32 protein-coding genes, 1 tRNA gene and 1 pseudogene are annotated in these 26,115 nt (G+C 64.7%); 17 read left to right on the forward strand and 17 right to left on the reverse strand.

All coding sequences use genetic code 11. The features are described 5' to 3' along the window. The coding region (locus CHB90_RS21360; protein ID WP_141135942.1) for a transposase at nt 1-241 on the reverse strand (241 nt) is incomplete at its 3' end. A gap of 29 nt (nt 242-270) precedes the next feature. On the opposite strand from CHB90_RS21360, the gene CHB90_RS21365 reads away from it, so the two are divergent. Beyond that, nucleotides 271-768 carry a GNAT family N-acetyltransferase gene (locus CHB90_RS21365; protein ID WP_089279844.1) on the forward strand — a complete coding sequence of 166 codons (498 nt, stop codon included), beginning with the start codon at nt 271-273 and terminating at the stop codon, nt 766-768. 3 nt (nt 769-771) lie between these two features. On the opposite strand, the gene ygfZ is transcribed toward CHB90_RS21365, so the two are convergent. Beyond that, the gene (gene ygfZ, locus CHB90_RS21370; protein WP_089279845.1) at nt 772-1,509 is read right to left on the reverse strand and encodes a CAF17-like 4Fe-4S cluster assembly/insertion protein YgfZ; all 738 of its coding nucleotides are present in this window, start codon (nt 1,507-1,509) and stop codon (nt 772-774) included. A gap of 60 nt (nt 1,510-1,569) precedes the next feature. Between ygfZ and CHB90_RS21375 the strand changes: the two genes are divergently transcribed. Beyond that, nucleotides 1,570-2,247 carry a TIGR04283 family arsenosugar biosynthesis glycosyltransferase gene (locus tag CHB90_RS21375; protein ID WP_089279846.1) on the forward strand — a complete coding sequence of 226 codons (678 nt, stop codon included), beginning with the start codon at nt 1,570-1,572 and terminating at the stop codon, nt 2,245-2,247. 6 nt (nt 2,248-2,253) lie between these two features. On the opposite strand, the gene CHB90_RS21380 is transcribed toward CHB90_RS21375, so the two are convergent. Together CHB90_RS21380 and CHB90_RS21385 are read right to left on the reverse strand one after the other, a co-directional pair. After that, nucleotides 2,254-4,056: an ABC transporter ATP-binding protein gene (locus CHB90_RS21380; protein WP_425426652.1), complete on the reverse strand. Its 1,803-nt coding sequence runs from the start codon at nt 4,054-4,056 to the stop codon at nt 2,254-2,256. Then, on the reverse strand, nt 4,049-4,762 hold the full coding sequence (locus CHB90_RS21385; protein WP_089279847.1) for a phosphatase domain-containing protein: 714 nt from the start codon (nt 4,760-4,762) through the stop codon (nt 4,049-4,051). The genes CHB90_RS21380 and CHB90_RS21385 overlap by 8 nt, the downstream gene beginning before the upstream one ends. A 127-nt stretch (nt 4,763-4,889) precedes the next feature. On the opposite strand from CHB90_RS21385, the gene CHB90_RS21390 reads away from it, so the two are divergent. Next, nucleotides 4,890-6,086, forward strand: coding sequence for a pyridoxal-phosphate-dependent aminotransferase family protein (locus CHB90_RS21390; RefSeq protein ID WP_089279848.1), 1,197 nt, complete (start codon nt 4,890-4,892; stop codon nt 6,084-6,086). 17 nt (nt 6,087-6,103) lie between these two features. Here the strand turns inward: CHB90_RS21390 and CHB90_RS21395 are convergent, their stop codons facing one another. After that, nucleotides 6,104-6,787: an ABC transporter ATP-binding protein gene (locus tag CHB90_RS21395; RefSeq protein WP_089279849.1), complete on the reverse strand. Its 684-nt coding sequence runs from the start codon at nt 6,785-6,787 to the stop codon at nt 6,104-6,106. After that, nucleotides 6,780-8,066, reverse strand: coding sequence for a lipoprotein-releasing ABC transporter permease subunit (locus CHB90_RS21400; RefSeq protein WP_089279850.1), 1,287 nt, complete (start codon nt 8,064-8,066; stop codon nt 6,780-6,782). Before CHB90_RS21400 ends, CHB90_RS21395 begins: the two co-directional genes overlap by 8 nt. Nucleotides 8,067-8,259: 193 nt before the next feature. On the opposite strand from CHB90_RS21400, the gene CHB90_RS21405 reads away from it, so the two are divergent. From CHB90_RS21405 to CHB90_RS21415, 3 genes are all read left to right on the forward strand, one after another. Next, nucleotides 8,260-9,378, forward strand: a complete 1,119-nt coding sequence (locus CHB90_RS21405; RefSeq protein WP_089279870.1) for a pyridoxal phosphate-dependent aminotransferase — start codon at nt 8,260-8,262, stop codon at nt 9,376-9,378. Between the two features lie 115 nt (nt 9,379-9,493). Then, the gene (locus tag CHB90_RS21410; protein ID WP_089279851.1) at nt 9,494-9,700 is read left to right on the forward strand and encodes a histidinol phosphate aminotransferase; all 207 of its coding nucleotides are present in this window, start codon (nt 9,494-9,496) and stop codon (nt 9,698-9,700) included. 68 nt (nt 9,701-9,768) lie between these two features. Continuing rightward, on the forward strand, nt 9,769-10,752 hold the full coding sequence (locus tag CHB90_RS21415) for an Ldh family oxidoreductase (RefSeq protein ID WP_089279852.1): 984 nt from the start codon (nt 9,769-9,771) through the stop codon (nt 10,750-10,752). Nucleotides 10,753-10,901: 149 nt separating this feature from the next. Here the strand turns inward: CHB90_RS21415 and CHB90_RS21420 are convergent, their stop codons facing one another. Further along, nucleotides 10,902-11,336, reverse strand: coding sequence for a DMT family transporter (locus CHB90_RS21420; RefSeq protein WP_089279853.1), 435 nt, complete (start codon nt 11,334-11,336; stop codon nt 10,902-10,904). Nucleotides 11,337-11,350: 14 nt separating this feature from the next. Further along, nucleotides 11,351-11,761, reverse strand: coding sequence for a PaaI family thioesterase (locus tag CHB90_RS21425; RefSeq protein WP_089279854.1), 411 nt, complete (start codon nt 11,759-11,761; stop codon nt 11,351-11,353). A 146-nt stretch (nt 11,762-11,907) separates the two neighbouring features. On the opposite strand from CHB90_RS21425, the gene CHB90_RS21430 reads away from it, so the two are divergent. Together CHB90_RS21430 and CHB90_RS21435 are read left to right on the forward strand one after the other, a co-directional pair. Beyond that, entirely contained in the window at nt 11,908-12,378 is a 471-nt protein-coding gene (locus CHB90_RS21430) for a c-type cytochrome (protein WP_141135943.1), read from the forward strand. Between the two features lie 67 nt (nt 12,379-12,445). After that, nucleotides 12,446-12,865: a c-type cytochrome gene (locus CHB90_RS21435; protein WP_089279855.1), complete on the forward strand. Its 420-nt coding sequence runs from the start codon at nt 12,446-12,448 to the stop codon at nt 12,863-12,865. 316 nt (nt 12,866-13,181) lie between these two features. Here the strand turns inward: CHB90_RS21435 and CHB90_RS21440 are convergent, their stop codons facing one another. After that, entirely contained in the window at nt 13,182-13,769 is a 588-nt protein-coding gene (locus CHB90_RS21440) for a TetR/AcrR family transcriptional regulator (RefSeq protein WP_089279872.1), read from the reverse strand. A gap of 80 nt (nt 13,770-13,849) precedes the next feature. Here CHB90_RS21440 and CHB90_RS21445 point away from each other — a divergent pair, with 80 nt between their 5' ends. From CHB90_RS21445 to CHB90_RS21465, 5 genes are all read left to right on the forward strand, one after another. Continuing rightward, a complete protein-coding gene (locus CHB90_RS21445; RefSeq protein WP_089279856.1) occupies nt 13,850-14,173 on the forward strand; it encodes a hypothetical protein in 324 nt (107 codons plus the stop codon). Between the two features lie 131 nt (nt 14,174-14,304). Next, on the forward strand, nt 14,305-15,591 hold the full coding sequence (locus CHB90_RS21450) for a homoserine dehydrogenase (protein ID WP_089279857.1): 1,287 nt from the start codon (nt 14,305-14,307) through the stop codon (nt 15,589-15,591). Nucleotides 15,592-15,873: 282 nt separating this feature from the next. Beyond that, a complete protein-coding gene (glpX, locus tag CHB90_RS21455) occupies nt 15,874-16,848 on the forward strand; it encodes a class II fructose-bisphosphatase (protein ID WP_089279858.1) in 975 nt (324 codons plus the stop codon). Between the two features lie 114 nt (nt 16,849-16,962). Then, nucleotides 16,963-18,717 carry a single-stranded-DNA-specific exonuclease RecJ gene (gene recJ, locus CHB90_RS21460; protein WP_089279859.1) on the forward strand — a complete coding sequence of 585 codons (1,755 nt, stop codon included), beginning with the start codon at nt 16,963-16,965 and terminating at the stop codon, nt 18,715-18,717. Between the two features lie 136 nt (nt 18,718-18,853). Next, nucleotides 18,854-18,928, forward strand: a tRNA-Glu gene (locus CHB90_RS21465). On the opposite strand, the gene CHB90_RS27595 is transcribed toward CHB90_RS21465, so the two are convergent. Next, complete coding sequence (locus tag CHB90_RS27595; protein WP_089279873.1) at nt 18,888-19,622, reverse strand: tyrosine-type recombinase/integrase; 735 nt, start codon at nt 19,620-19,622, stop codon at nt 18,888-18,890. The genes CHB90_RS21465 and CHB90_RS27595 overlap by 41 nt on opposite strands. A gap of 364 nt (nt 19,623-19,986) precedes the next feature. Between CHB90_RS27595 and CHB90_RS21475 the strand changes: the two genes are divergently transcribed. Next, a complete protein-coding gene (locus tag CHB90_RS21475; protein WP_089279860.1) occupies nt 19,987-20,175 on the forward strand; it encodes a hypothetical protein in 189 nt (62 codons plus the stop codon). Nucleotides 20,176-20,201: 26 nt separating this feature from the next. On the opposite strand, the gene CHB90_RS21480 is transcribed toward CHB90_RS21475, so the two are convergent. Then, nucleotides 20,202-20,429 (reverse strand): hypothetical protein, encoded by a 228-nt coding sequence (locus CHB90_RS21480; RefSeq protein WP_089279861.1) that lies wholly within the window; start codon nt 20,427-20,429, stop codon nt 20,202-20,204. A gap of 131 nt (nt 20,430-20,560) precedes the next feature. Here CHB90_RS21480 and CHB90_RS21485 point away from each other — a divergent pair, with 131 nt between their 5' ends. Next, nucleotides 20,561-20,848, forward strand: coding sequence for an SH3 domain-containing protein (locus CHB90_RS21485; protein ID WP_089279862.1), 288 nt, complete (start codon nt 20,561-20,563; stop codon nt 20,846-20,848). 34 nt (nt 20,849-20,882) lie between these two features. Here the strand turns inward: CHB90_RS21485 and CHB90_RS21490 are convergent, their stop codons facing one another. Beyond that, entirely contained in the window at nt 20,883-21,344 is a 462-nt protein-coding gene (locus tag CHB90_RS21490; RefSeq protein WP_089279863.1) for a thiol-disulfide oxidoreductase DCC family protein, read from the reverse strand. 287 nt (nt 21,345-21,631) lie between these two features. Here CHB90_RS21490 and CHB90_RS26650 point away from each other — a divergent pair, with 287 nt between their 5' ends. Further along, nucleotides 21,632-21,952 carry a hypothetical protein gene (locus tag CHB90_RS26650; protein ID WP_170941147.1) on the forward strand — a complete coding sequence of 107 codons (321 nt, stop codon included), beginning with the start codon at nt 21,632-21,634 and terminating at the stop codon, nt 21,950-21,952. Between the two features lie 97 nt (nt 21,953-22,049). Next, nucleotides 22,050-22,889, forward strand: coding sequence for a DUF6544 family protein (locus CHB90_RS21495; protein WP_089279864.1), 840 nt, complete (start codon nt 22,050-22,052; stop codon nt 22,887-22,889). 703 nt (nt 22,890-23,592) lie between these two features. On the opposite strand, the gene CHB90_RS21500 is transcribed toward CHB90_RS21495, so the two are convergent. The 5 genes and pseudogenes from CHB90_RS21500 to istB form a co-directional block, all read right to left on the reverse strand. Further along, entirely contained in the window at nt 23,593-23,844 is a 252-nt protein-coding gene (locus CHB90_RS21500; protein WP_089279865.1) for a hypothetical protein, read from the reverse strand. After that, nucleotides 23,841-24,194 (reverse strand): zinc-binding dehydrogenase, encoded by a 354-nt coding sequence (locus CHB90_RS21505; RefSeq protein ID WP_281256134.1) that lies wholly within the window; start codon nt 24,192-24,194, stop codon nt 23,841-23,843. The genes CHB90_RS21500 and CHB90_RS21505 overlap by 4 nt, the downstream gene beginning before the upstream one ends. Nucleotides 24,195-24,204: 10 nt before the next feature. Next, entirely contained in the window at nt 24,205-24,489 is a 285-nt protein-coding gene (locus CHB90_RS21510) for an alpha/beta fold hydrolase (RefSeq protein WP_089279867.1), read from the reverse strand. 72 nt (nt 24,490-24,561) lie between these two features. Next, nucleotides 24,562-25,404: a CPBP family intramembrane glutamic endopeptidase gene (locus CHB90_RS21515; protein WP_089279868.1), complete on the reverse strand. Its 843-nt coding sequence runs from the start codon at nt 25,402-25,404 to the stop codon at nt 24,562-24,564. Between the two features lie 520 nt (nt 25,405-25,924). Further along, a pseudogene (gene istB, locus CHB90_RS21520) lies at nt 25,925-26,115 on the reverse strand (IS21-like element ISPkr1 family helper ATPase IstB); the annotation flags it as partial.

The raw sequence follows: 26,115 nt of genomic DNA on the forward strand, positions 1-26,115 counted from the left end.
CGGCCAAGCCGGTGATCTCGACCGGCAGGAAGAGAGTGTCATCCTTGGCACCACTGGACGCTTCGGCTTCGGCCGGCGCGAAACGCGGATCCCGCAGCCAGGTGAAGATCAGGTTCGAGTTCATCGCATACCGGCGCGCAACCTGCGCCACCGACACACCGGGCGCGCATGTTTGCCGGCAGATCGAGCGTTTCTCCTCGTCAGACCAGAACCGCTTCTTCTGTCCCTTCATGCCCGTCATGGAGTGCCTCAAGATGTCCATTATCGATCATGGACATTATCGACAGCAGAGGCTCACCGTCAGAGCGGTCACAACGGACGGATACCGACATTCCCGCGCTGGCCGACATGCTGTATGCGCTGAATGCGCATCACGCCGCCGACCTGCCAGGGCGGTTCCACACAGAGGGCGACGCGCCCGCGCTGAGGACGTTCTTTGTAGAAAAGCTGGGGCAGGGCGCGCGCATCCTGCTGTACCGAACAGAGGGCGTGCCGCGCGCCTACCTGATGTGGCAGGTTCTGGATCACGCCGCCACGGCGCTGGAACACCCGCGCAGGCAGGCCCTGCTGGACCACATCCACGTCCAGCCGATCTGGCGGCATCGCGGTCTTGCGCGGCGGCTGATTGCGCGTTTTGAAATTGACAGCGCGGCCGAGGGCTGCACCGGCTGGATCACCCGTGTGCACGCCTTCAACACCCCCAGCGCGGCGCTGATGCGCGGCGCGGGGGCGCATTTGGCGGTAGAGACCTATGAAAAGCGGCTGTAGGGCTCAGCCGTCCCAATGCACCTTGGCCGCGCCGGCGGACATGTCCACACCGGCGCGGTCAAACCGCAGATAGGCAAGGGCGTGCCCGTCCGCCTGGGTCAACAGCGTCCCGGCGACCTTTTCGCCGGACAGGATCTCGGTCCCCACCGGGGCCGAGCCGTCGACCGCGACCCGGGCCAGACCTTTGCGCAACTCTGTCTTGTGTTTCATCCGCGCGGTGACTTCCTGCCCGACATAACATCCCTTGCGGTGGTCAACGCCGTTCAGGCGTTCAAAGCCGACCTCAAGGATAAAGGTGTCCGGCGTCAGTTCGACCCCCGTTTGCGGCACGCAGGCGGCCACCCGCAACGCATCCCAATCCACTGCCTCGCCCGGCTGTCCGGCATAGCCGCGCCAGCCCATTGAGGCATGGCGCGGGTCGGCAAAGGCCCCCTCGGGCGCATCGCCAAGACCTCGGCTGACGGTGATGTCGGTGTCTTCGATTTCCACCGGAGAGCGCAGTTTGTACATCATCAGACGTTGTTTCAGCGCCGCCGCCTGTTCGGCATCGGCGTCGATCAGCACGTCCGCGCCATCCGGAATCAGAAAGAAATCCGCCAGATACTTGCCCTGCGGCGTCAACAGCGCGGCGTAGACCGCGCCGTGGTCCAGACGGGCCACGTCATTGGTCACCAATCCTTGCAGAAAGTCGCGCGCCTCGGCGCCCCGCACACGCAGCACTTTTCGGTTATCTTCGGCCATTCGCTTTCCCTTTCGTCTTGGGGTCGCATATAGGCCCCTAGGCAACTCCAGAACAGGCCCATGCGCGCACCGATTTCCATTGTCATTCCCACGCTCAACGCGGGCGACAGCCTGCCTGCCTGCCTTGGCAGCCTCTCCGAGGGGCTGCAAGCGGGGCTGATCCGTGACCTTGTGATCACTGATGGAGGGTCCACCGATGGCACGCTGTCCATTGCCCAACAGGCGGGCGCGCGGGTTGTGACGGGGGCGGCGTCACGCGGCGGGCAGTTGGTGCGCGGCACGCAGGCGGCAGAGGGAGACTGGCTGCTGGTTCTGCACGCGGACACCCGTCTGGCAGAGGGCTGGTCCGGGGCCGTGACCACCGCTCTTTCGCGCCCCGGAGCCTATCATTTCCGGCTGGCTTTTGATGTGGCAGGTGTGATGCCCACTTTGGTGGCGGGCTGGGCCAACCTGCGGTCACGGCTGTTTCACCTGCCATACGGCGATCAGGGCTTGTTGATCGACCGCGCCACGTTGGACTCCGCAGGTGGGTATCCCGATCTGCCGCTGATGGAGGATGTGGCCCTGGCCCGCCGCCTTGGCCGCGCGCTCAAACCGTTGCCTGCCACGGCGATCACCTCGGCGGCAAAGTACCAGCGCCAAGGCTGGCTGCAGCGCGGGGGGTGCAACCTGATCACGCTGGTGCGCTATTTCGCCGGGGTCGATCCAGAGATCCTGGCGCGGTCCTACCGGCGGTAACGCCTCTCACTCAGGCTTGTCGAACTGCAACTTGTAGAGATCCGCATAGGCACCGCCCTGCGCGATCAGCGCGTCATGAGTGCCCTGTTCGACGACGCGACCCGCCTCCATCACCACGATCTTGTCGGCGTTGCGCACGGTCGACAGGCGGTGCGCGATCACCAGTGTCGTGCGCCCCTGCGACAGCTGTTCCAGCGCCGTTTGCACCACCGCCTCTGACTGGGCGTCCAGCGCGCTTGTGGCCTCATCCAGCAGCAGGACCGGCGTGTCGCGCAGCAGCGCGCGGGCAATCGCCACCCGCTGCCGCTGACCGCCCGACAGGCGCGACCCGCGCGGGCCGACCTGAGTGTCCAGGCCGGCCTCCAGCCGGGGCAGGAAATCCGCCACATGCGCCGCCTGTAGGGCGGTGTCCAGTTCCGCGTCGCTGACGGTGCGGTCCAGCACGATATTGTCGCGCAGCGTCTCGTCGAACAGCAGCGCCTCCTGGCTGACGACAGAGATCATGCCGCGCAAGGACCGCAGCCGCATCGCCGCCACCGGCACGCCGCCGATTTCCACGTCGCCGCCCTGCGCCTCTGCCATCCGGGTCAGCAGGTTGAACACGGTGGATTTTCCCGCCCCCGATGCCCCGACCAACGCCGTGGTCTGTCCCGGTGCCGCCTCAAAGCTCAACCCCCGCAGCACCTGCGTCTCGCCAAAGCGCAGATCGACACCGCGCAGGGAGATCCCCGGCACGCCCTCGGGCGGGGGCAGGGGGCTGTCAGGGTCGCGCAGACGGGGCTGCGTGTTCAGCATCTCGATGATCCGCTCGATGCTGGCGGCGGCCACCTGCCAGACGCCAGACACCGCGCCCAACCGGCGCAGCGGTTCGAAGGCCAGGCCAATCGCGGTGAAGAAGGCCATGAAATCGCCCACGGTCTTTTCGCCCGCCAGAATCTCACCACCGCCAAAATACAGCACCCCGACAAAGCCGATGCCAGACATCAGATCGATCAGGCCGGGCAGAGAGGCCTGACCCGCCGCCGACCGCGTTTCCGCCCGGATGCGTTGGCGCGTCAGGGCGCGGTATTTCTTGCCCATCCAGCGTTCCAGCTGGTTCAGCTTGACCGGGGTGATGCCGTGAAACACCTCGTTCAGCCGGGTCGACAGTCGCGCCGAAATGTCCCGCACGTTGCGGGCGTTCCGGCGCACGAACCGCTGCAACAGCACCGACGGAAAGATCAGCAAGGGCGCGCCCACCAGCGCCACCAGAGTCCAGCGCCAGTCGATGAACAGCGCGACCCCGAACAGCGAAATCAACGCCACCACGTCGCGCCCCGCGCCGGTGATCAGCGTGCTCCAGACCTTGGAGATGGCGTTCACATCGCCCTCGACCCGCTGGATCAGATAGCCCGGCCCGTGTTCGTTGTGAAACTCCGGGTCCAGCGTCATCAGATGGCCCAGCATGTCCTGCCGGATATCGCCCATCGACATCTGGCTGACCCGCGTCAGCAGCACCTTTTGCACCACGCTGGCCACGGCACGCACGGTAAAGATGCCCATGACCACCAGCCCGACCCAGAGCAGCGCATTGGCATTGCCGCCGACAAAGACATCGTCAAACATCGGCTTCATCATGTAGCTGAGCAGGCCAAACATGCTGCCCTCAAGCGCCATGAAGATCATCGCAATGGCCATCAGCCCCGCGTAGCGTTTCAGATAGCGCCGCCAGAGCCAGAGAAACAGCCGTTTGGGGGCGGGGGTCGGATTGGGGGCGGGGGCCGGACTAGGGGCGGGGGCCGGGTTGGGAACGGGGGTCGGATCAGCCACCCATAATCTCCCGCGCGCAGTCGATCTCGGGGCGGCGGGCGTCCCATGCGGTCTGTATGGGCTTGGCGGCGTACTCGGTCCGGATCCAGTCCTCGAACCCGATCTGACCCAGCGACAGCCGCGCCTCATAGACCCGCAGGATGTAATCCTGCACCCCGGTCTTGGTAAAATCGAGGTGGATATACCGCAGGCCCAGCTGTTTCTTGGCCACCGCGATGGGCGCGTTTTCGAACACCAGCAGATACATCGCCGCGACAAAGCCGGCCCGGTCGGCCCCGGACTTGCAGTGGAACATCATCGGCTTATCAGCGGCCCGCAGCGCGTCGATCACGCCGACGATCCGCTTGCGCGGGGCGGCCTCACGCGCCCACAGCTTGGCATCGACCAGTGTCATGCCCAACTGGTCCAGGCTTTCTTTCTCGAACAGGTAATGGGCAAAGCGGTCCTCACCGCGCAGGTTCACAACCGTCTTGATGCCCAAAGCCGCATAGCGTTCAAACCGCCGGTGCGTTGGCTGGTTCGACCGATACACCCCCGGCGCGATCTGAAAGAAATTGGTCCAGAGCACGCGCAGAAACGCATGATCGAACAGGTGGTAATGCAGCCTGGACCAGCGCCGCGCGGAGGGCGTGGAAATATCCGTGCCAAAGGACCGGCGCAGCTTGCGTTCCGCCTTGTCCAACCTGCTCCAGAGTCGTGCCAGCATGTGCGATGGGTTCCCAGCGTTCCGGCGGGCGGTTTACGCGGCATTCGGCGGGCTGTCCAGCAAAGCGCGTATTGACGGCAGGCCGCCGCTGGGTAACGTCGCGCCGCGATAGACAGGAGTTCCGCCAATGCCGCTGTCCAATGGACGTCCCCACATGGCCCTGCCGGGCCCCTCCATGATGCCGGACCGCGTGTTGCAGGCAATGCACCGCCCCGCGCCGGATATCTACGACGGTGATCTGCACGACATGGTGGCCAGTCTGGTGCCGGATCTGCGCCGGGTGGCGCGCACCGATGGACATGTGGCGATGTACATCTGCAACGGCCACGGCGCGTGGGAGGCCTCGCTGTCCAACACCGTGGCCCCCGGTGAGACGGTCCTTGTGCCCACCACCGGCGCCTTTGGGCATGGCTGGGCGGAAATGGCGCGCGGACTGGGCGCCGAGGTCGAGATTGTCGAACACGGGCGCACAACCCCCATCGACCCGGAACGGGTGCGTGCCGCGCTGGTGGCGGACAAGGGCCACAGTATCAAGGCGGTGCTGGCGGTCCATGTCGATACCTCGTCTTCGGTGCGGTCGGACATCGTGGCCTTGCGCAAGGTGCTGGACGAGGTCGGGCACCCGGCGCTGTTGATGGCCGATTGCATCGCCTCGCTGGGATGCGACGTGTTCGAGATGGACGCATGGGGCGTCGACGTGATGATCACTGGCTCACAAAAGGGTCTGATGGTGCCGCCGGGCATGGCCTTTGTGTTCTTCAACGACCGCGCGGCAGAGGTGCGCCGCGCCATGCCCCGCGTGTCGCGCTACTGGGACTGGGCCGCGCGCGCCGCGCCGGAGATGTTCTATCAGTACTTCGGCGGCACCGCGCCCACGCATCACCTGTACGGCCTGCGCGCGGCGCTGGACATGATCCACGAAGAGGGCATGGAAAACGTCTGGGCGCGTCATGCCCGGCTGGCCCGCGCCATCTGGGCGGCGGGAGAGGCATGGGCGACAGAGGGGCCCTTCCGTCTGAACGTGGCAGATCCGGCGCATCGGTCCCATGCGGTGACGGCGGCGGCCTTGGGCGCGCCGGACGGCGACCGCCTGCGCGCATGGTGCCGCGATGAGGCGGGTCTGGTGCTGGGCATCGGGTTGGGCGTGGGCGATCCCCAGGACCCGACAAATTCGGGCTACTTCCGCTTTGGTCACATGGGGCATGTCAACGCCCACGGCATCCTTGGCCTGATCGGCACGGTCGAGGCCGGGCTGACCGCGTTCGACATTCCGCATGGGGCAGGGGCGATGGATGCGGCAGTCAAGGCGCTGACCGCGGACTAAAATTTACAGCACGCGGATCACTCCGCGTGCAGCCCGCCGCTGTCCAGCCGCAACCGCCGGTCCATCTGCGCCGCCAGTTCCAGATTGTGGGTGGCAATCAGCGCCGACAGGCCGGTTTCGCGCACCAGCGTCATCAGCGCGCCGAACACTCGGTCCGATGTGGTGGGGTCCAGATTCCCGGTCGGCTCATCCGCCAGCAACAGGCGCGGGGTGTTCGCCATCGCGCGGCAAAAAGCGACGCGTTGCTGTTCCCCCCCGGACAGGGCGGCCGGGCGGTGCGTGGCCCGGTCCTTGATGCCGACACTGTCCAGCAGGGTCAGCGCCCGCGCCTCGGCCTCGGCGCGGGGGGCGCCATTGGCCAGTTGCGGCAGCACGATGTTTTCCAGCGCGGTGAACTCGGGCAGAAGGTGGTGGAACTGATAGACAAATCCCACATCCGCCCGCCGCACCGCCGTGCGCCGACGGTCGCTTTGACCCTGCATCGCTTCGCCACCAATCTCAACCGTGCCCGCATCGGGCGTGTCCAGCAGCCCGGCGATATGCAACAGCGTCGACTTGCCAGCGCCCGAGGGCGCGACCAGCGCCACAACCTCACCGCGCCCGACGCTCAAGTCGATGCCGCGCAGCACGCGCACCTCATTCGGCTTGCCCTTGTTATAGCTTTTCTCGATGCCGGTCAGGCGCAGAACCGTGTCACTCATAGCGCAGCGCCTCCACCGGGTTCATCCGGGCCGCACGGCGCGCCGGAAAGATCGTGACGATAAAGCTGAGACCCAGCGACAGCGATACCGCCGACAGCACGTCTTTCATGTGCAATTCAGCGGGCAGCGCGTAGATGCCGCGAATGGAGGGATCCCAGACCCCGCCACCGGACAGATAGTTCACGGCGGCAAAGATCGGGTCGATGTAGATCGCGAACAGACAGCCCAGCAGCACCCCCAGCGCGGTGCCGATCAGCCCGGTGAACGATCCGCAGATGAAAAAGATCCGCATCACCGCCCCTTCGGTCAGCCCCATGGTGCGCAGGATGCCGATGTCGCGGCCCTTGTTCTTGACCAGCATGATCAGCCCGGACACGATGTTCATCGTGGCGATCAGCACCAGCACCGACAGGATCACGAACATCACGTTATCCTCGATGTCCAGCGCCCGCAGGAACCCGCCGCTCGCATCCTGCCATGTCCAGACCAACGCGCCCGCACCCGCCGCCTGTCCGATGGGGCTGCTGTATCTTTCGACCTCTTCGGGGTCTTCGACGGTAATCTCCAGCTCATCCGCCACGCCCTCGCGGTTGAAATACAGCTGCGCCTCGGCGAAGGGCATGTAGATCCGCGTGCGGTCGATGTCATAGCGCCCGGCGGTAAAGATATAGGTCACGTCGTAGGTCTTGACCCGCGGGCTGACACCAAACGGCGTCTTGACCCCGTTGGGAGAGATGAGGTCGATCCTGTCCCCCAGACCCACCCCCAGCATCTGCGCCACACCGGACCCGATGGCCACGCCGCCGCCGAAATCCGTCAGGTTGCCGCGTCCCGTCTCCGGGTCGGCAATGCGCGGGATCTCGATCAGATCCGCCTGCGCGATGCCAAAGACCTCGACCCCCGCATTGCGGCCATTGCCGGTGGCCATGACCTGCCCCTTGACCAAGGGCGCCACCCGCGTGACGCCCGGTACATCGCGCACACGGTCGGCCATGGCGGCATAATCGGGCAGGGTGCGCGTCGGCACCCCGGCGTCATCGACGTGCTGGATGTGGTAGACCGTGACATGGGCATTGGCCCCCACGATGGTATCGACAAACTCGGCCCGGAACCCGGACCGCACCGCCAGCGTCGCGATCAGCGCAAACACCGCCAGCGTGATCCCGATCAACGAGATCCACGTCATGACGGACACCCCGCCCTCGGCGCGTTTGGCGCGCAAATAGCGCCAGGCGATCATCCATTCAAACGGGGCAAAGGGCGGCGGCTGGCGCGTCATGGCGGTCTTTCTGATCCTGCTCGTGGCGGAAACTGGCCTTTTGCCCGGTCCGGGTCAACCAGTCCGCGCGCCCGCCGCGCGGCCATCCGCCCGTTGTGACCGGTCCCCGCCGGGCGTGCCGTGTTATCCCGCCTCACACCGCGCCCCCAAATCCCTCGTTGACGTGGCCACCCGCGCCGACATATTTGCCCCCATGACTGGACCCCGCTATCCCGCCCTCATCGCCTCGCTTCCTGCAACCGTGCCGTTTGTCGGCCCTGAATTGCAGGAACGCGCCCGTGGCATGCGCTTTCTCGCCCGGCTTGGCGCAAACGAAAACGTCTTTGGCCCGTCGCCCTTTGCCGTCGCCGCGATGCAGGACGAGGTGGCAGAGATCTGGAAATACGCCGACCCCTCGCACCTCGACCTCAAGGGCGCGCTGGCCGAACAGCTGGGCTGCACACCGCAGAACATCCTGATCGGTGAGGGCATCGACGGGCTGCTGGGCTACATGGTGCGGCTGCTGGTGGGGCAGGGCGACGCGGTTGTCACCTCGGACGGGGCCTATCCGACCTTCAACTACCATGTGACCGGCTTTGGCGGCGTGCTACACAAACTGCCCTACGCCGACGACCACGAAGACCTCTCCGCCCTGATCGCCAAGGCGGCGCAGGTCGACGCCAAGATCGTCTACCTGGCCAACCCCGACAACCCGATGGGCACCTGGCACAGCGGGGCGGCCATCGCGGCGGCGCTGGACAACCTGCCCGACGGCTGCGTGCTGGCGCTGGATGAGGCCTATGTGGAATTTGCCCCCGACGGCACCAGCCCCGCCCTTGACGCCGAAGACCCGCGCGTGCTGCGGTTCCGCACCTTTTCCAAGGCTTATGGCATGGCAGGTGCGCGGATCGGCTATGTGATCGGCGCGGCAGAGACGATCAAGGCGTTTGACCGCATCCGCAACCATTTCGGCATGAACCGCCTTGCGCTGGCCGGGGCGCTGGCCGCGCTTGGCGATACCGAATGGCTGGACGAGGTGATCCGCCTGACCGCCGAGGCGCGCGATGAAATCACCCGGATTGCAGAGGCCAACGGGCTGACCACGCTGCCCTCGGCGACCAATTTCGTGGCAATCGACTGTGGCCGCGACGGTGATTTTGCCCGCGCCGTGCTGGCGGCCCTGATTGATCAGGGCGTTTTTGTGCGCATGCCCTTTGTCGCGCCGCAGGACCGCTGCATCCGCATCAGCGCGGGCCGACCAGAGGATCTGGAGGTGCTGGCAGACGCCCTGCCAAAGGCGCTGCTGGCGGCAAGGCTCACGTCCGAGTCATGAAGGTTTCGCGCCGATCTTTATCAATTTTTCAGGAGATTGCGGATTCCTGACCTGACTTGTCGGCCCGCTGCGCTACTCTGTCACAGTGGAGGGAGCTGATGCAGGAGACAGCGCAATGGAAAACCGTCACCCCAAACGGGTCGAGGATTACACGACCGCGAACATGGTTCTGATCTTTGTGAACCTGCTGTGGGTCTTTGTGGCGCTCTGGTCCTTTTGGGGGCTTGGTGTGGTGTTGATCCTTGCGATGCTGCTCAACCATCTGATCACGCGGATCGACATCGTGCGCCGCCGCCGCGACAATCGGTTTCGCGGCATCTGATCTGCGCAAATCCGGTTTCCGTTTTGGGCGCGGCGCGCATAGGCTCTGCCAAACGCAGGAGCCACGTCATGCCCAAGATCACCATTACAGAGATTTTCCGCCTGTCCGAAACCGCGCTGGCCGCGCATGGGGCGCAGCCCGCCATTGCCGCCGAAATGGCCCGCGCCATCGCCTGGGCCGAAGCGCGGGGAAACCGGATCTGCGGGCTGTATTACCTCGAAAGCTATTGCCAGCAGTTGCATTCGGGCCGTGTGGATGGTGCGGCCGTTCCGGAAATCAGCCAGCCCCGCGCGTCCGAAATCCGGGTGGATGCGGCGCATGGCTTTGCCCAACCTGCCTTTGCCACCGCATTGCCGCAGGCGTTGCAGGCGGCGCGCGACACCGGGATTGCCAGCCTCGCGCTGCGCCACGCCCATACCTGCACCGCGCTGGGCTATTTTACCGAACAGATCGCCAAGGGCGGCGCGCTGGGCCTTGGTCTGACCAATGCCTCGCCCATCGTGGCGGCACCGGGCGGCAAGACCCGCGTGATCGGCACCAATCCCGTCGCCTTTGCGGTGCCGGACGGGCAGGGTGGCGTGGCGATGATGTTCGACCAGAGCACGACAACCGTGGCCTTGGGCCGGATCACCATGGCCAAGGCGGCGGGTGAAAAGATCCCCGAGGGCTGGGCCTTGGACGCTGATGGCCACCCGACCACGGACCCGGATGCCGCGTTGAAGGGGTCGTTGACCTCTGCAGGCGGTTACAAGGGCTGGGGCCTTGGCCTGATGGCAGAGATCCTCGCCGCCTGTCTCGGGGGCGGCGTCCTCAGCAAGGATGTCAAACCGTTGAAAGCGCCAGAGGGCGCGCCGCATGACCTTGGTCAGTATTTCCTGATAATCGACCCGGGGCAGGGTGATTTCTTTGACCGCTTGTCGGGTCTGGCGCAGGTGGTCACGCAGGATGACGGCGCGCGGATGCCCGGCGCAGGCCGCGTGCCCGCCGACAGCGCGGAGGTGCCTCAGGCGCTGTGGCAACAACTGCGCGCGCTGGCCGGTCAACCGGACTGATCCGCGCCGCCCGTCTTGCTGGGTGTCTTGCCGGGTTAAGGCACCGTGCGGCGCTTGTTGGCGGCACCGTGTTTGTTGTCAAAAGGTAAAACCGTTTCTGTAACCCATTGATCTTGCGTGGCCTGCAGGCTGTCCACACGCGGACAGCCTCAGGCCCGCTGGGTGATCCAGACCCCCAGCGCCATGACGGCAATCCCCGTGGCGCGGGTCAGCGTAAGGGGCGTGAGTCGCGCGCCGAACAGCCCGAAATGATCAATCACGGCGGCACTGATCAATTGCCCGATCAGCACGAAAAAGATCGAGTTTCCAATCCCGAATTTCGGCGCGATCATTGTCACGGACAGAACGTAGAAGGCCACGAAACAGCCGCCCAGAAACAGGTGGCGGGGGGCCTCTGTCACGCCGCCCAATCCCTTGGCCCCGCTCGCCAGCCAGATCGCCAGGGTCGAGGTCAGCGCCACACAAAACAGCACCACCGCCGCCGAGATGGGCGACCCCAGCCGCACGCCAAGCGTGGCATTCAACGCCGCCAGCGTCGGGATGCCGATCCCCGCCAGCAGCATCACAAGGGCATATTGGCTCATGTCCGGTCTTTCATCTATTCAGGCAGGAAAAAGGTCGCGCTGGCCGCCGCCACCGGAACCGCGTCGGGTAGGCGGATCAGCGTCGCCTCGGCAAAGATCAACGCCCGCCCGGCCTTGATCACCCGCGCCGTACAGCGCACCCTATCGCCCCGCGCGGCGCTGAGAAAGCGGGTCTCAAGGTTGGTGGTGGCCACCGGTTTGAACGCGCCCAACCGCCCGGCGCAGGCAAACACCATCGAGGTATCCGCCAGCGTCGCCAGCGCCTGACCACAGACAATCCCGCCCATGCGGGCAATCTCGGGCGTGACAGGTATCTCCAGCACGACCGCCTCCGGCCCGATCGCGGTGATGGTTGGCTGCAACGCCTGCACCCAAGGAGCGAAATTCTCTTCCAACAGGCGCTGCGCGGTGGCAGGATCAAGCATGAGGACCTCCCGTCTGACCGGCGCGACTATGACCGGACCTGTGGCGGCTGTCACCACCTGTCGGGCGGTGACGTGGTTCCCTTGGGGCGACAGGCCGTCCCGAAACGACAAGACCCTGAGCGACAAGAACAAGAACGGAGCGGGACATGTATATCAAGGCACTGGGTGTGGCGGCGCTGATGACAGCGACCGCCTGCGCGCCATTCTGGGGCAAAAAGGACGGCACGAGCCGGGCGTGGTTTGCCCCGTCGCGGTCAAGTCTCGACCAGGTCGACCTGCATCCCGGCGCAGAGGCCTATGCCGCCAACTGCGCCTATTGCCATGGCGACACCGGGCTGGGGGACGGACCATTGGGCGCGGATCTGCCGGTTGCGCCGCCGGACCTGACCGGCCTTGCGCTGGCCAATGGCGGGGTCTTTCCGGCGGAACGGGTGATGGAAACGATCCATGGCTATCCCGGCAAATTCCATCGCGGGTCCATGCCCGAGTTCGGGCAGGAACTGAAAGGCCCGGTGGTGGAATGGCGCGCGCCTTCGGGTGAGATCATCATGACGCCTGAGGGGTTGATGGACGTGGTCGCCTATGTGGACAGCCTTCAGGCCGACGAAGACATCTGACAGGGCTTGTTCCCGAGGCCAAGCTTTGGCACGAGTTGGGAAAAGACACAAAAATTTGGGAGCAGGCATGCACAGGGTGATCATTGGGTTGGCGGCGGCATTGGGGCTGGCCGGCTGTATGGAAGACGGGGCCATGCCCGAGGCGCAGGACGGGCGCGCCCTGTTCATGACGAACTGCGCGGTCTGTCACGGGACGGATGGCAAAGGCGACGGGGCCATGGCGCGGGCGATGAAGACGCCGCCAAAGAACCTGACGCTGATCCAGCTGCGCAACGGGGATGCTTTCCCGCGCGCCAAGATCATGTCAATCATCGACGGATATGCGCGGTCGGATCTGGCCGGTCCGGGGATGCCCGAGTTCGGCGCGCTGCTGGACGGCGATCTGGTGCCCTACGACAGTGGCGATGGCAAACCGACGCCGACCCCGCGCAAGCTGGTGGCGCTGGCCGAATACCTCGAGTCGATCCAGGCGCAGCGGACACCCTGATGGTTTGGGGGTGAGCGCGGGCTGGCGAGCGGGACTCGTCACGCCCCTGCGGGCCGCAACATCGCCCTCCCGCCAACCCTGCCGTGTCGCGCCTGGGGGCGCGTTGTCCGCTTCGCGATTCACCCGCAAACAGACCCGCCTATTCCCCCGGACCAATCGCTCGCTTTCTTGCTGCCTGAGCCACCCGGCGGCGGGCCACAAGGGCAAGCCGCCTGCGGCGGGGCTGCGCCCCCTTGTCCCCCGCCGCCGGGCGTCTCTGATCGGCATCAAGCGAGAGATGGCTCCGGGGAACAGGCTGGCGGGTTTGGGCGCTGGGTTATGCCGCGACCGCCTTGCGCACCATGTCGCAGTAGAGATCCTGCACCTGCGCCACGCCGAGGCGGCCGCCGGGACGATACCAAGTGGTGATGCCGGTCAACATGGCGATGACCGCTAGTGTCGTCAGCTTGGTATCCGTAACGTCGAACAGGCCCGCGTCGCGGCCTTGGCGCAGGATGGCCTCCAGCGCGTCTTCGTAGTCGCGTCGCAGGCTTTCGATTACCGCGAAATGGTCGGGCGTCAGGTTGCGCAGTTCCATGTAGGCAATGAATACCAGTTCTGGCCGTTCGAGGTGAAATCCGATGTGGAAGCGTACGAAATCCTCCAGTCGGGTCAGCGCGCTGCCGGTTGCGGGGCGCGCACGCCAATCGGTCAGCAGGTCGTCCATGTGGTCGCGCATCAGTGAGAACAGAAGCGCCTGTTTGTCGGGCGTGTAGTTGTAGAGTGCGCCAGCCTGCAGTCCGACCTCTGCCGCAATCTGGCGCATCGAGACGGCGGCATAACCGCGCTCGGCGAACAGCCGAAGCGCGGCCTCGCGGATGCGCGGGCCGGTGATCTCGGAGTGGCTTCCCTGGGTGCGTGCCATGGCGGACATGGTTATCTGAACGTGCGTTCAGATCAAGCGGGATGCTTGCCAGTCTGCGCAGGCTGGGGCATGACAGTCACATGCGCCGCACGTTGTGTCCTTTCCTGATCTGGCTGGCTGTCGCCGTGGGCGGCCTTGTCGGTTGCACCCAGTTCCCTGAACTGGATGCGGTGGCGACGCCGGGTGTCGCGACGGCCGCTTATCCGGACTTCCTGCCGCTGGGTGATTTGCTGACTGGGGAGGTTCCCCGGGCCTCCGCCGCAGAGATTGCCGCGGTCGAGGGGCGTGTCGGCGCGTTGCGCGCGCGGGCAGATCGGTTGCAGCGCGTGTCGATTGCGCCGCGTGGCGTTGACGGTCGTGTGGCCCGGTTGCGGCGCAAGGCGGCGGATTTGCGGGCGCAATAGTCTGCGGTTGTGCCTTTTCCACGGGCGGGATGCGATCTGACGGTGGACCATGCGCCGCATGCTCTTGTCCCTGCGGCTGCTTGGCGATAACCGGGGCTGTGTTTGATCCAGGCAAAACAGGAGCCCGTCCCATGTCCCAGCCACTTCGTCTTGGTATTGCCGGTCTGGGGACCGTGGGCACCGGAGTCGTCAAGATCCTGCGCCAGAAAGCAGCATTGTTGACCGAGCGCGCCGGTCGTGCCATCGAGATCAGCGCGGTGTCGGCCCGCACGCGGGACAAGGATCGCGGTGTGTCGTTGTCGTCCTACGCTTGGGAGGATGATCCGGTGGCGCTGGCGACACGCGACGACGTGGATGTCTTTGTCGAACTGATGGGCGGCAGCGATGGACCCGCCAAGGCCGCCGTGGAGGCGGCGCTGAAGGCGGGCAAGGACGTGGTCACTGCCAACAAGGCGATGCTGGCCCACCACGGGCAGGCCTTGGCCGAACTGGCCGAATCCACTGGCGCGGTGCTGCGGTTCGAGGCGGCTGTGGCCGGCGGCATTCCGGTCATCAAGGCGCTGACCGAAGGGTTGGCCGGCAACGAGATCGAGCGCGTCATGGGGGTGATGAACGGCACCTGCAACTACATCCTGACGCGGATGGAGGATGGCGGTCTCAGCTATGACGAGGCCTTTGCCGAGGCGGACGGGCTGGGTTTTCTGGAGGCGGATCCGCAGCTGGACGTGGGCGGGATCGACGCGGGGCACAAGCTGTCGTTGTTGTCGTCGATCGCGTTCGGCACGCAGGTTGCTTTCGACGCGGTAGAGCTGGAAGGGATCGGCAGTGTCTCTATCGAAGACATCCGGCAGGCCGCCGACATGGGGTTCCGGATCAAGCTGCTGGGTGTGGCGCGGATGACGGGCCGGGGGCTGGAGCAGAGCATGGCACCTTGTCTCGTGCCCGCCAATTCGCCGTTGGGGCAATTGCAGGGCGGCACCAACATGGTGGTGATCGAGGGCGATCAGGTTGGCCAGATCGTGATGCGTGGCGCGGGGGCCGGAGAGGGCCCGACCGCCAGCGCCGTCATGGGGGATGTCATGGACATTGCGCGCGGATTGCGGGTGTCAACCTTTGGCAGGCCCGCGGGGGCGCTGAAACCGGCAGTCCCGGCCATGGTCTCGACCCCGGCGCCCTATTATCTGCGCACCGCGCTGGCGGACAAGCCCGGCGCGCTGGCCAAGGTGGCCACGGCACTGGGGGAGGCGGGTGTGTCGATCAACCGGATGCGCCAATACGATCACACCAATGACAGCGCCCCGGTTCTGATCGTGACCCATCGCACCACGCGCGCCGCGCTGGACCAGGCGCTTGCGGGCATGGAGGCCACTGGCGTGATGATGTCGTCGCCTGTCGCGCTGCGGATCGAAGAGGTCTGATCCGTCTTGGCGCGCGGTGTGCGGTGTGTGCCGCCCGCCGCCTGTGGTCCTGATTGTAGTGATCGGGGCAATGCCGCAGTGGGGACAGGATACCGTGCCAGGCGCAAAACGATGACGCATGGACCGGGCACAGCAGGCCGCTGATTGCCGAATGGGCGGTTTTGCGGATCGGGCCCATGCATTCCCCAAACCCGTCTGGCCGCGACCCGCTATCCACTTGCGGCTTTGTCCCGGCGCGGGGTACTCAACAGGGGACGCGGCTCTTACGAAGGATTACCGGCGATGTCCACTCCGATCGATTTCAATGACCGAATGCTTTCCCTGGGCCTTGCCCGCGTGGCCGAACAGGCTGCCATTGCCAGTGCCGACTGGATCGGGCGCGGGGATGAAAAGGCCGCAGACCAGGCCGCTGTAAACGCCATGCGCGATCAGCTCAACAAGCTGGACATCAAAGGTGTGGTGGTGATCGGCGAGGGAGAGCGCGACGAGGCCCCCATGCTGTTTATCGGCGAGGAAGTGGGCAACGGCAACGGCCCCGGCGTGGATATCGCGCTGGACCCGCTGGAAGGCACGACGCTGACGGCCAAGGACATGCCCAACGCGCTGACCGTGATTGCCATGGGACCGCGCGGGTCGATGCTGCACGCACCGGATGTCTACATGGACAAGCTCGCGGTTGGCCCCGGCTATTCGGACGGTGTCGTGACGTTGGACATGTCGCCCGCAGAACGGGTCGCGGCGCTGGCGTCGGCAAAGGGCTGTTTGCCGTCCGATATCACCGTCTGTATCCTTGAGCGTCCCCGGCACGAGGAGATGATCGTCGAGGTCCGCGCCACCGGCGCGTCGATCCGTCTGATCACCGACGGCGATGTGGCGGGCGTGATGCATTGCGCCGAACCGCATCTGACCGGCATCGACATGTACATGGGGTCCGGCGGCGCGCCGGAGGGCGTGCTGGCGGCCGCGGCGCTGAAATGCATGGGTGGCCAGATCTATGGTCGCCTGCTGTTCCGCAACGATGATGAACGCGGGCGCGCGGCCAAGGCCGGGATCACCGACCTGGACAAGATCTATGCCCGCGACGAGATGGTGACGGCGGATGTGATCTTTGCCGCAACCGGGGTCACTGGCGGGACATTGTTGCCCGGCATCAAGCGCGAAGTTGGCTGGATCACCACCGAGACGCTGCTGATGCGGTCAAAGACCGGATCGGTGAGGCGAATGAACTATCGCAACCCGTTCAACCCACAGGGCTGAGCGTCACGGGGCAGGCGATTTTTCGTCGAAAAATCGTATACGGGGGCGTAGCCCCCGCCGCCCAGCGGGCGGCACCCCATGGGTATTTGAACAGAGAAGAAACCGGGAGAAGCCTTGTCCTATCTGGGGGTGGAGAGCAGTCTGACCGGACGGCGCTGGGTGGGGCCTGGCCCCGAGGAAACCCGGCAGGCCGAGACCTTGGTACAGCGGACCGGGCGCCCCCACGCGTTGTGCGCTGTTCTGGCGCGTCTGGGTGTGACGGCGGAGGAAGTTGACGGCTATCTGGCGCCGACGCTGCGAGCGCTGTTGCCCGATCCGCGTAGCCTGAAGGACATGGAACCTGCGGCGGCGCGATTCTTGCGCGCCGTGTCCCGGCGCGAACGGATTGCCATCTTTGCCGATTACGATGTCGATGGCGGCACGTCGGCGGCGTTGCTGATCGACTGGCTGCGGCAAATGGGGCGGCAGGCAACCTTGTATGTGCCTGACCGGATCGACGAGGGCTATGGGCCGAATGTGCCCGCCATGCGGCAGTTGGCCGAGGCGCATGACCTGATCCTCTGTGTGGACTGCGGAACGCTGTCTCATGAGCCGATTGCCGCCGCCAAGGGCGAGGCGGATGTGGTCGTGTTGGATCATCACCTTGGGGGGGAGATCTTGCCCGATGCGCTGGCCGTGGTGAACCCCAACCGTCAGGACGAGGACGGCGCGCTGGCGCATATCTGCGCGGCGGCGGTGGTGTTTCTGATGTTGGTCGAGGCGGGGCGGCAAATGCGCGCCTCGGGGACTGAGGGCCCCGACCTGATGGCGTCGCTGGACCTGGTGGCCTTGGCGACGGTGGCGGATGTGGCCCCGTTGAAAGGTGTGAACCGCGCCTTTGTACATCAGGGATTGCGGGTGATGGCGCGCCGCGCGCGGCCCGGTCTGGTGGCCTTGTCGGATGTGGCCCGGCTGGAGCGCGCGCCTGCCTCCTATCATTTGGGCTATGTTCTGGGACCGCGTGTCAACGCGGGCGGGCGCATCGGCAAGGCGGATCTGGGTGCTCGGCTCTTGGCCTGCGACAACCCGGTCGAAGCGCAGGCCATGGCGGAACAGTTGGATCTGCTCAACACCGAGCGGCGCGAGATCGAGGGGGCCGTTCGCGAAGCCGCTCTGGCACAGGCCGAAGCGCGCGGGTTGGAGTTGCCGCTGGTCTGGGCGGCGAAAGAGGGCTGGCACCCGGGTGTGGTAGGCATCGTTGCCTCCCGCCTGAAAGAACAGACTGGACGGCCCTCCATTGTGATCGGGTTCGACGGGGATGAGGGCAAGGGTTCGGGACGGTCGGTGCCGGGCGTGGACCTTGGTGCCGCGATCCAGCGGCTGGCTGCCGAAGGTCTGCTGGTCAAGGGAGGCGGGCACAAGATGGCCGCCGGGCTGACCGTGATGCGCGATCAGCTGGAGCCTGCCATGGCACGTCTGTCAGATCTGCTGGAACGACAGGGCGCGGGGCAGGGCGGCGCGTCGGATTTGCGGGTCGATGGTCTGTTGATGCCCGGTGCCGCCAGCGTTGAACTGGTCGAACTATTGGAAAGTGCCGGGCCGTTTGGCGCGGCGGTGCCGGGGCCGCGCTTTGTTCTGCCAGACATGCAGATCCGGTACGCCAAGAGGGTGGGCAGCGCGCATCTCAAGCTGACGGTTTCAGACGGGATTGGGGCCTCACTGGATGCGATCCTGTTTTCGGCTTTTGAGGGGCCATTGGGACCGGCCTTGGAGAACCATCGCGGTGCGCGTTTCCATCTGGCGGGCAAGCTGGACATCAATTTCTGGCGCGGCCGGTCGACAGTACAATTGCGCCTTGACGATGCGGTTCCGGCGGCACGGAGCGCGTGAGAGACCCTCGCTGGAAGGGGTTGAAAAACGGTCGGAGAAATCTGCATTTTCCGCTTGCATGCACCGCGCGCTTTTCATAGAAACCGCCTCACGCTGCAGCGCTGGCTTGCATGTCACCGCCGCCGCGCATCAGAGTGGCCCGTTCGTCTATCGGTTAGGACGCCAGGTTTTCAACCTGGAAAGAGGGGTTCGATTCCCCTACGGGCTGCCACTTTATCTCTTAAATCTTTGATTTGACTTCGTTTTTCAGGGTTGAATGTCCATCCCTTCCGATGGATTGGACAACATTGAGCGCCTGATGGACGGGATAGACCGCTATCGGCCAACCGCCCTCGATCTGCTTTTTTCGTGTAGGTCGCGCCCTCCGCGTTGGTCTTGTGCGCAAGGCAGGCCATGACCTCATCAGGCGAGCTGCCGTCATTTGCGATCCGAGTTACTTGTCCTTTGCGAATGCCGTGCAGGCTGCAATGGATAAGGCCCGCTGCTTTGCATTGTTCCTTGAACCAGTTCCCCAGCGCTTCGGGGTTGTAAGGAAGTCCCTTTCGGTGATGAATCAACACCATCGCGTCGCGCGAAAGGCGCGTCAATTCTTCGGCCAGTTCGGGTGGGATCGCATATTCCCGCCGACGCCGGTCTTTCTGCGATAGTAAGCGATCGGGACTGGTGGACACAGTGGCCCGACGTGAACAACGGGGTGAACCTGGCCGCGTCCGGGCTGGTGGCGCGCGATGCGGATACCTACAAGCCGAACTGCGTATGGCACACATATTTACGCGGACGGGTTCTGACTGCCACCGCGACGCAGCGCGACGCGCGGTGCCGGTCAATTCATCTTGCAGGCTCAAGATGGCGCGCGTTATCCCGGAAAGCTCTGCGAGGGGGGCTATGTCAAACACCGCAGCCATTTTCTGCTTGCCCCATCGACTTTCAGCGGCGTTCCCTACTTTGTGGAGCCTTTTACGAACCGGTCCTGGCGCTGACCTCGTCGGCAAGCGCCCGTCGGTACGGATGGGAGAGAGCCAGCCCACTCTCCCATCGACAAGTTAATGACAATCCGCCCTATCTCTCGCATGACCACCTCGCCCTCGCCCTCGGCGTCACAGCTAAGATGCAAATCCCCGACATGTCGCGTTTTGGGGCAGGTGGTTGTTCTGGAACGACACTCACCGGCAATGCGACGACAGGCCGGAGCATCTCTCTCGCATCCGCGCCTACCTACGCGAGCGGGCTGGGGGCGTTGCCAGCTGGGCCGAGCGGAAAGCTGCCGTGATGGAACACGAAACCGATACGAAGAGTGCAGAAAAGGTGCAAACCTGGGCCCGAGATCAGCTGACCTTGATGATCGCGGGCGACACACAACTCTCATTCAAGGACGTCGACGAGGCGACCCGCAGCCGCGTGGTCCTCGTTCCTTTCGCCGCAACCCTCCCGTCCGAGGAACGCGACCGGGGGGGCTGACTGAAGAGTTGCAGAGCGAGAGACCGTCAATCCTCAGGTGGTGAATCGAGGGCGCTGTTGCGTGGCGCGAGCGCGGCCACGATATACAACGGGCCCTTGCCGCGGCGTCCAACGGCTGGTTCGACGCAGAGGGCACTGTGGGCCAGTTTCTGGACGGCGAGACGGTAGCCGATCCGCATTTCATTGCCCTGCGCGGGATCACTGAACAACTGAACGCCCGTGGGATCCAGAGGCGGCGCGATGGATGTTGGCATGTCTCGACCGTCCTTACTCTGCTGGTGCGATGGAAGGCGGGAGCTACCAACTCAAACCCGTGATTTCGCACCAGCGCCTTGCTTTGTGCGGAAATTCAGGTGAGACGAAGATAAAACGCAGAGGCCAGATCATGAACCGACTCCCAGTCATTTCCTTACTCGCGCTTGTCCTTGTCGCCAGTTGCAGCGGCAGTGCAGGCAGCCGCGTGGTGGTCAAAGGCGCCGGGCCGGACGAGCTTTTGAAGCTGCGGCACGGACCAAGCCTGGGCTACAGGGTCATGCTGGGTTTGCCCGACGGCACCGAACTGGTACGCCGCGACTGCGTGACCGAACTGGGCCAACTCTGGTGCCGGGTCTCGCTCGCAAAAGCGCCCAACATCACCGGATACGTCTCCGCCGACTATCTCTCGGGGCCGTAGGCTGTAATTGTCTGCAAAGACCAGCGGCCAAGGATCAGGATATCAGCCTGCGCCGCAGGCGCTCGTCCGGAATGGCGCACATGTCGGAGCGACCGAGGCGATACCGGTTCCGTGCAATCCGGCGGTACAGCCATTCCCGAAGCGGCCTTGGAAAGATGCGCATCACCGAGGCAATCCGCGCCGGGCCGCCCAAGGCCTCGCCAATCCGGATAATCGCCTCCATGCCGGACCAGGCCCGCCCGTCCTGTAACAAGAGCCAAGTCTCCGGATCGTCTGGTTCGAGGCCGAAATGCGTCGCGAGCGCAGTTCCCGTGGCGGATTGGACCGGACAAATGCGAAACCTCTCCCCACGATCGAGCCGCGCGATGGTGCGCGCGCCCCAGGAACAAAGGGCACAATTCCCGTCCATCACGGCTACAGGGCCAGCGTCGTCGAAGCTGGGCACGTCAGGGTCTTGACGGTAGGAATAGTCTTGCCGTTCGAGAGGTCTGGCCATCGCTAATTCCTGTCCTTGCTGGCGCCAACCTAACGCGTCCGCTTCACAAGGGAAACGGTGCGCATCCTTCAGAAGGAAATGAGCGGTCGGACCCATTGTACCCTGGGCACCGGCACCCGCAGCGCACTCAAGCTTGTCTTCATATGGCGTTCGTTGCCGAAAAATGGTATGATCACAATGGGTTGCAATGTGCTTTGCGGTGCCGAGGACCTAGGGGGCGGTTCATTCCTGATAGCTATTCGACTGGGTCCGGCGTGGGGGGCGATTCCGGGGCCAACGGTGGAGAATTGACCCTGCGGACCGCCTTCGTGGCCGGGGCGTTAGTCGGCCTCTTCGGGTCGGACCGCTTCGGGTTCGCGGTCTCCGCCGACGGCAGCACTTTTTTCGACGAGCTTGGCGTCGACAATACCAACGGCACCGTCGATGTGCTCCAAGTGCCGCGAACAACCCCTTCGTGGTCCGGCGAACGCGCGGGCCGCCTCGCCGAACGTCGAAAAACAGCGGAGAAGGCCAATGATGTCCAACGCCGGAAGCTGGAGGCGGAGGCAACGAGTTGGCTGACAGGATTCGCAACGGGCAGTTCTGAAGGTTGCCGGCTCGGGGTCTGATCTTCGCGTCGCCCTCGCTATCATTGATCCACGTCATCGCCCTGAATACTCATTCGAATATAGCGAAAGCCAAGTAATCTGAGAGTTGGTGGCTGGAATGAAGTTCATTGTCGGAATGCTGATCGTACTTGTTCTCGGCCTCGTCGCTCTGGCGATTCTTTTGCTTATTGATCGTCGGGCGGATCACGCCGAGTGGAACAGGCTCGCGGCTCTTCAGCCGGAGGTTCCTGCGCGGTTCGCACCGGAGATGGTGGCCGACCTGCCCGAGCCTGCGCGACGGTATTTCACCTATATGATCCAGCCAGGCACGCCACTTTTACCGGTGGCCGAGATCGACATGACGGGCAAGTTCAGCCTCGGACCCAAGGAGGATCCCCGCTATCAGCCGATGGAAGCGCGTCAGATCCTCGCGGTGCCCGAGGGGTTTGTCTGGGCGATGCGCACGCGCGGGGGGATGCCACTCTCGGGCTCGGATTCGGGACAATGGACCCGGTTCCGGGTCTTCGGGCTGATCCCTGTCGCGCGGCAGGGCAGGGACCCCGACCATACCCGCTCGGCCTTTGGTCGCTACGTCGGGGAGGCCGTGATCTGGGCACCAGCCGCCTTGTTGCCGGGGCCAGGTATCTCGTGGGAGGCAGTGGACGACGATACCGCAAGGGTGACGGTCCGCCACGGCGATCTCAGCCAGGCAGTGGAGGTGACGGTCGACGGCGATGGCAGACCTGTCACGGCTGTGTTCCAGCGCTGGAGCAATGCGAACCCCGAGAGGGAACATCGGTTGCAGCCTTTTGGCGCCGTCATGTCCGACTTTCGAGAGATTGGCGGCTACCGCCTGCCGTTCCGGGTCGAGGCGGGCAACATGTACGGCACGGACGAATACTTCCCGTTTTATCTCGCAGAAGTCATCGACATCAGGTTTCCGGAAGGCGAACCATGATCGCCATGGTCCTCGCTGTGCAGATCGTGCTGCCGCTGGGACAAATCGCGTGGCTGGCGATTTTGCCAGCGGGCAGCCTTGCCGGGTTTGCTTTGCAGGTGGCGAGTGCGGGCGCATTTCTCTGTGCGCTCGCCCGTGACGCGCAATGGGCGGCTCCGGTTTGGTGGCCGCCCTGCGTCTATGGCGTGTTCTGGCTCGCGGCGGTGCTCTCGTGCGTCTTGCGTCATTCGTCGACGTGCCGACGGATTCCCGATGGTGCCCGAGACCCCTTGGGGATGAGCGGGCGTCACCTTGTCGATCACCCTGCTCGGCCTCGGCGGATGGTATGGCGCGAAGGCACTGGCAGATCAGCGTCTGCCCCAGGACGAAGTCGTCGGCATCGCCAACTCCTTTGGGCCGGGACGCTACTTCGTTGGACATGACGGGTCGAGTATGCTTGTGAGCGGGCACATGCGGACACTCGATCTCAGCGTCGAACGGTTTCGCCCGTGGCGTGGCCAGTCCCATGCCGTCAACTTCTCCGGGCCCGGCCCCTGGGGTCTGCGCGCGCGGGTGGCGTCCCGTCAACCCGGCGGCCTACGCGACCTTCGGTGCGGAGTTGCGCGCGCCATGTGCAGGGAGCGTGGTTTCCGCCGAGGGCGAGATGCCGGATTTCGTCGTCCCCAACAAAGACACGGTGAACCGGCTTGCCACCCATGTCATCCTACGTTGCGGCGATGCCGAGATCGTCTTCGCGCATTGCCGCCTGTACCGCCGAGCGGCGTCGCGGTATCGCTGCGGCCGAGAAGACGTCCGTGCCGACCTCCGCGATGAGGCCGTTCCGGATCAGCACGGACTGGCCGGGGGTGAGTGTGCCATCGGTGACATCGACGATTGTGTCATCGGTCAGCAGCGCCTGCGCCGGGATGACGAAGGTCAGGGCGGAGGTCAGCAGCAGCCTGAGGGCGGGTTTCATTGGTCTGTCACCCTCAGCACGAGTTTCCCCGCGACCTCGCCCTCCTCCACCTGTTCATGGGCGCGCCGCACCTCCAACAGCGGCACGATGTCCGCGACAACCGGGGCAATACGGCCCTCGGCCAGCATGTTGAAGAGCGTGGTCAGGTCTTCGTGGAACCATTCGGGGTGTTTCCGCCGCATCGCGCCAATGGAATAGAACGCTGTCGCGTGCCCGTTCGGCAGCCAGTCCCAGACCTTGAGTTTCACAAGGTCCATCGGGATCGATCCTCCGGGCCCCAGCACTTCGTTTTGGAAACCGAAGGCCACCAACATGCCGTCGGGTTTCAGCGCATGGAGCGAGCGTGACAGGTTTTCGCCGTCAGAGCCCCGTCAGAGCCCCCGGCGACCGGCAGGCTGTCGATGCCCAGATGGTCGAGCAGCGCGACCAGCACATCGGCCTGGTGCACTGCGAGGCGTCGTCGGGAAAGGCGCTGCCGAGATAGCCGAAGCGCGACGGCGCAACGATCCGGAACCCGCTCTGTCGCAGCCCGGATGCGAAGAGAAGACCCTGATCGAACCCGCCGCCTGTGCCGTGGATCATCATCAGGGGCGGGCCGTCGTCCGCGTTGGCGTATTCCAGTGCGCCTGCGGGCGTGTCGATCACCGTGCCTTGGCGCCACCAGAATTGTCGCGCCGAGGAGGGCCGCGACCACCGCAGGAAACCGTGCGGCGGAGGTCATGGCCGACCGCCCACCGCCTGAGGGATCACCTCTGTCACCGCCCCTTCGCGGGTGAACATCGTATCCTTGTTCCACCACACGACGATTACGGCCACGACGACGAGGATCCACGTGTCCCAAGGCTGCGCATCTGGCCAGAACGGGTTGATGAGCTGCCAGTGGAACAGCATCGGCCACAGCAGGCTGCCCCGCGCGCTGTTGAAGATCGGTGTGACCAGCACTGCGAGCGTCACGTTGCCGACAAAGAAGGGCAGGAAATTCCAGTCGGCGAAGACCACGCCGGCAAGGAAGAACGCCGGCAGGTGCCAGAACCCCCATGTCGCGCCGATAAGCAGGCCCGCCCAGATCGGCGCCATGTGCCGCTGAAGAAGAGGCTGCATCACCCCGCGCCAGCCGAACTCCTCGATCGGGCCGAGCATCAGCATCATGAACAGAACCGCCACGACCGGGCCCACCCCTTCTGGTGGCAATGGCGCCAGGACCGGGCCACCCTTGATCAGCGAGCCGGCGACGAACACGAGCGGCAGCAGCAGAAAGATGAAGGCTACCCAACCCGTAGAGCACCGCCACAACAGGAGACGAGACAGAAAGGCCCGGATGCCGGATAGGCCCGAATAGAGAAGCAGGACGACGAAAGTCGCGATTGCCGGTGACCATGTCGCCAAGAAGAAGAACGGATGCGAGCCGCTGATCTCTCCGAACGTGGCAGACGCCATCCCCGGAGCAATGATGTAGATCCCGATAAGCGCCCAAGTGATCAGGAAGGTGATGGCGAGAAACGTGACCAGCGCCGAAGACGGGATAATGCGCGTGGAAAGCGCAGGGCGCTTGGCTGACATCAGGAAACCTCCAAGGACCGAAGGGGTCCAAGAATTATCTTACCAACCAGCGCCCAACGCTTCGCTGATTTGCATCAAACCGAAGGCGGCTCGCACCTGTGTGCGGTCGAGCCCGTTGTCAATAAAAACAATAGCTTGAAGTGGATAAGGTTGTCTTTCAGTCGCCGCCCCTCCCATGTAACGGACATCCAACCTTCGCTGCCTTGTGAAATTGGCGACAGCGCACCATTTCCGCAGTGCGGCATGCGGTGGTGCCACGCACGAAGGGCGGAAAAAGTGTGAATTCGCGGCACGTGCTCGGGCCGTGCCTCAGCAATGCCAAAGCAGCCGTTCACAGAATGAAACACTGGGCTACTCTCGCTGCGGCCCCGAACGTGGGCAGAAATGCGTGTCAATCGGCACGCAATCCTGACCCCCTATCGGCGCCCAAAAATGACCCCCTTATTTTGCGCAGGGGTAGCTGGCCCGATGCGGTGTAGCCATCACACAGCGCAGCCGCGTCGGGCCAGCGGGGCCTGGGTTACTCCCTGGTCTTGAAGCGCCAGCTCTCGTTGCCGGTTTCGACGATGTCGCAGTGGTGGGTAAGGCGATCAAGTAGCGCTGTCGTCATCTTGGCGTCTCCGAAGACCGATGGCCATTCACCGAAGTCGAGGTTGGTCGTCACGATGATGGACGTGCGCTCGTAGAGACGACTGACGAGGTGGAACAGCA

Origin of the sequence: Antarctobacter heliothermus (genome assembly GCF_900188425.1) — a bacterium.
GTDB lineage: Bacteria > Pseudomonadota > Alphaproteobacteria > Rhodobacterales > Rhodobacteraceae > Antarctobacter > Antarctobacter heliothermus.

Coding starts and splice junctions, on each gene's coding strand:
- CHB90_RS21365 (WP_089279844.1), top strand. CDS start 271: ATGGACATTATCGACAGCAGAGGCTCACCGTCAGAGCGGTCACAACGG.
- ygfZ (WP_089279845.1), bottom strand. CDS start 1,509: ATGGCCGAAGATAACCGAAAAGTGCTGCGTGTGCGGGGCGCCGAGGCG.
- CHB90_RS21375 (WP_089279846.1), top strand. CDS start 1,570: ATGCGCGCACCGATTTCCATTGTCATTCCCACGCTCAACGCGGGCGAC.
- CHB90_RS21385 (WP_089279847.1), bottom strand. CDS start 4,762: ATGCTGGCACGACTCTGGAGCAGGTTGGACAAGGCGGAACGCAAGCTG.
- CHB90_RS21390 (WP_089279848.1), top strand. CDS start 4,890: ATGCCGCTGTCCAATGGACGTCCCCACATGGCCCTGCCGGGCCCCTCC.
- CHB90_RS21395 (WP_089279849.1), bottom strand. CDS start 6,787: ATGAGTGACACGGTTCTGCGCCTGACCGGCATCGAGAAAAGCTATAAC.
- CHB90_RS21400 (WP_089279850.1), bottom strand. CDS start 8,066: ATGACGCGCCAGCCGCCGCCCTTTGCCCCGTTTGAATGGATGATCGCC.
- CHB90_RS21405 (WP_089279870.1), top strand. CDS start 8,260: ATGACTGGACCCCGCTATCCCGCCCTCATCGCCTCGCTTCCTGCAACC.
- CHB90_RS21410 (WP_089279851.1), top strand. CDS start 9,494: ATGGAAAACCGTCACCCCAAACGGGTCGAGGATTACACGACCGCGAAC.
- CHB90_RS21415 (WP_089279852.1), top strand. CDS start 9,769: ATGCCCAAGATCACCATTACAGAGATTTTCCGCCTGTCCGAAACCGCG.
- CHB90_RS21420 (WP_089279853.1), bottom strand. CDS start 11,336: ATGAGCCAATATGCCCTTGTGATGCTGCTGGCGGGGATCGGCATCCCG.
- CHB90_RS21425 (WP_089279854.1), bottom strand. CDS start 11,761: ATGCTTGATCCTGCCACCGCGCAGCGCCTGTTGGAAGAGAATTTCGCT.
- CHB90_RS21430 (WP_141135943.1), top strand. CDS start 11,908: ATGTATATCAAGGCACTGGGTGTGGCGGCGCTGATGACAGCGACCGCC.
- CHB90_RS21435 (WP_089279855.1), top strand. CDS start 12,446: ATGCACAGGGTGATCATTGGGTTGGCGGCGGCATTGGGGCTGGCCGGC.
- CHB90_RS21440 (WP_089279872.1), bottom strand. CDS start 13,769: ATGGCACGCACCCAGGGAAGCCACTCCGAGATCACCGGCCCGCGCATC.
- CHB90_RS21445 (WP_089279856.1), top strand. CDS start 13,850: ATGCGCCGCACGTTGTGTCCTTTCCTGATCTGGCTGGCTGTCGCCGTG.
- CHB90_RS21450 (WP_089279857.1), top strand. CDS start 14,305: ATGTCCCAGCCACTTCGTCTTGGTATTGCCGGTCTGGGGACCGTGGGC.
- glpX (WP_089279858.1), top strand. CDS start 15,874: ATGTCCACTCCGATCGATTTCAATGACCGAATGCTTTCCCTGGGCCTT.
- CHB90_RS27595 (WP_089279873.1), bottom strand. CDS start 19,622: ATGGCTGCGGTGTTTGACATAGCCCCCCTCGCAGAGCTTTCCGGGATA.
- CHB90_RS21475 (WP_089279860.1), top strand. CDS start 19,987: ATGGAACACGAAACCGATACGAAGAGTGCAGAAAAGGTGCAAACCTGG.
- CHB90_RS21480 (WP_089279861.1), bottom strand. CDS start 20,429: ATGCCAACATCCATCGCGCCGCCTCTGGATCCCACGGGCGTTCAGTTG.
- CHB90_RS21485 (WP_089279862.1), top strand. CDS start 20,561: ATGAACCGACTCCCAGTCATTTCCTTACTCGCGCTTGTCCTTGTCGCC.
- CHB90_RS21490 (WP_089279863.1), bottom strand. CDS start 21,344: ATGGCCAGACCTCTCGAACGGCAAGACTATTCCTACCGTCAAGACCCT.
- CHB90_RS21495 (WP_089279864.1), top strand. CDS start 22,050: ATGAAGTTCATTGTCGGAATGCTGATCGTACTTGTTCTCGGCCTCGTC.
- CHB90_RS21500 (WP_089279865.1), bottom strand. CDS start 23,844: ATGAAACCCGCCCTCAGGCTGCTGCTGACCTCCGCCCTGACCTTCGTC.
- CHB90_RS21515 (WP_089279868.1), bottom strand. CDS start 25,404: ATGTCAGCCAAGCGCCCTGCGCTTTCCACGCGCATTATCCCGTCTTCG.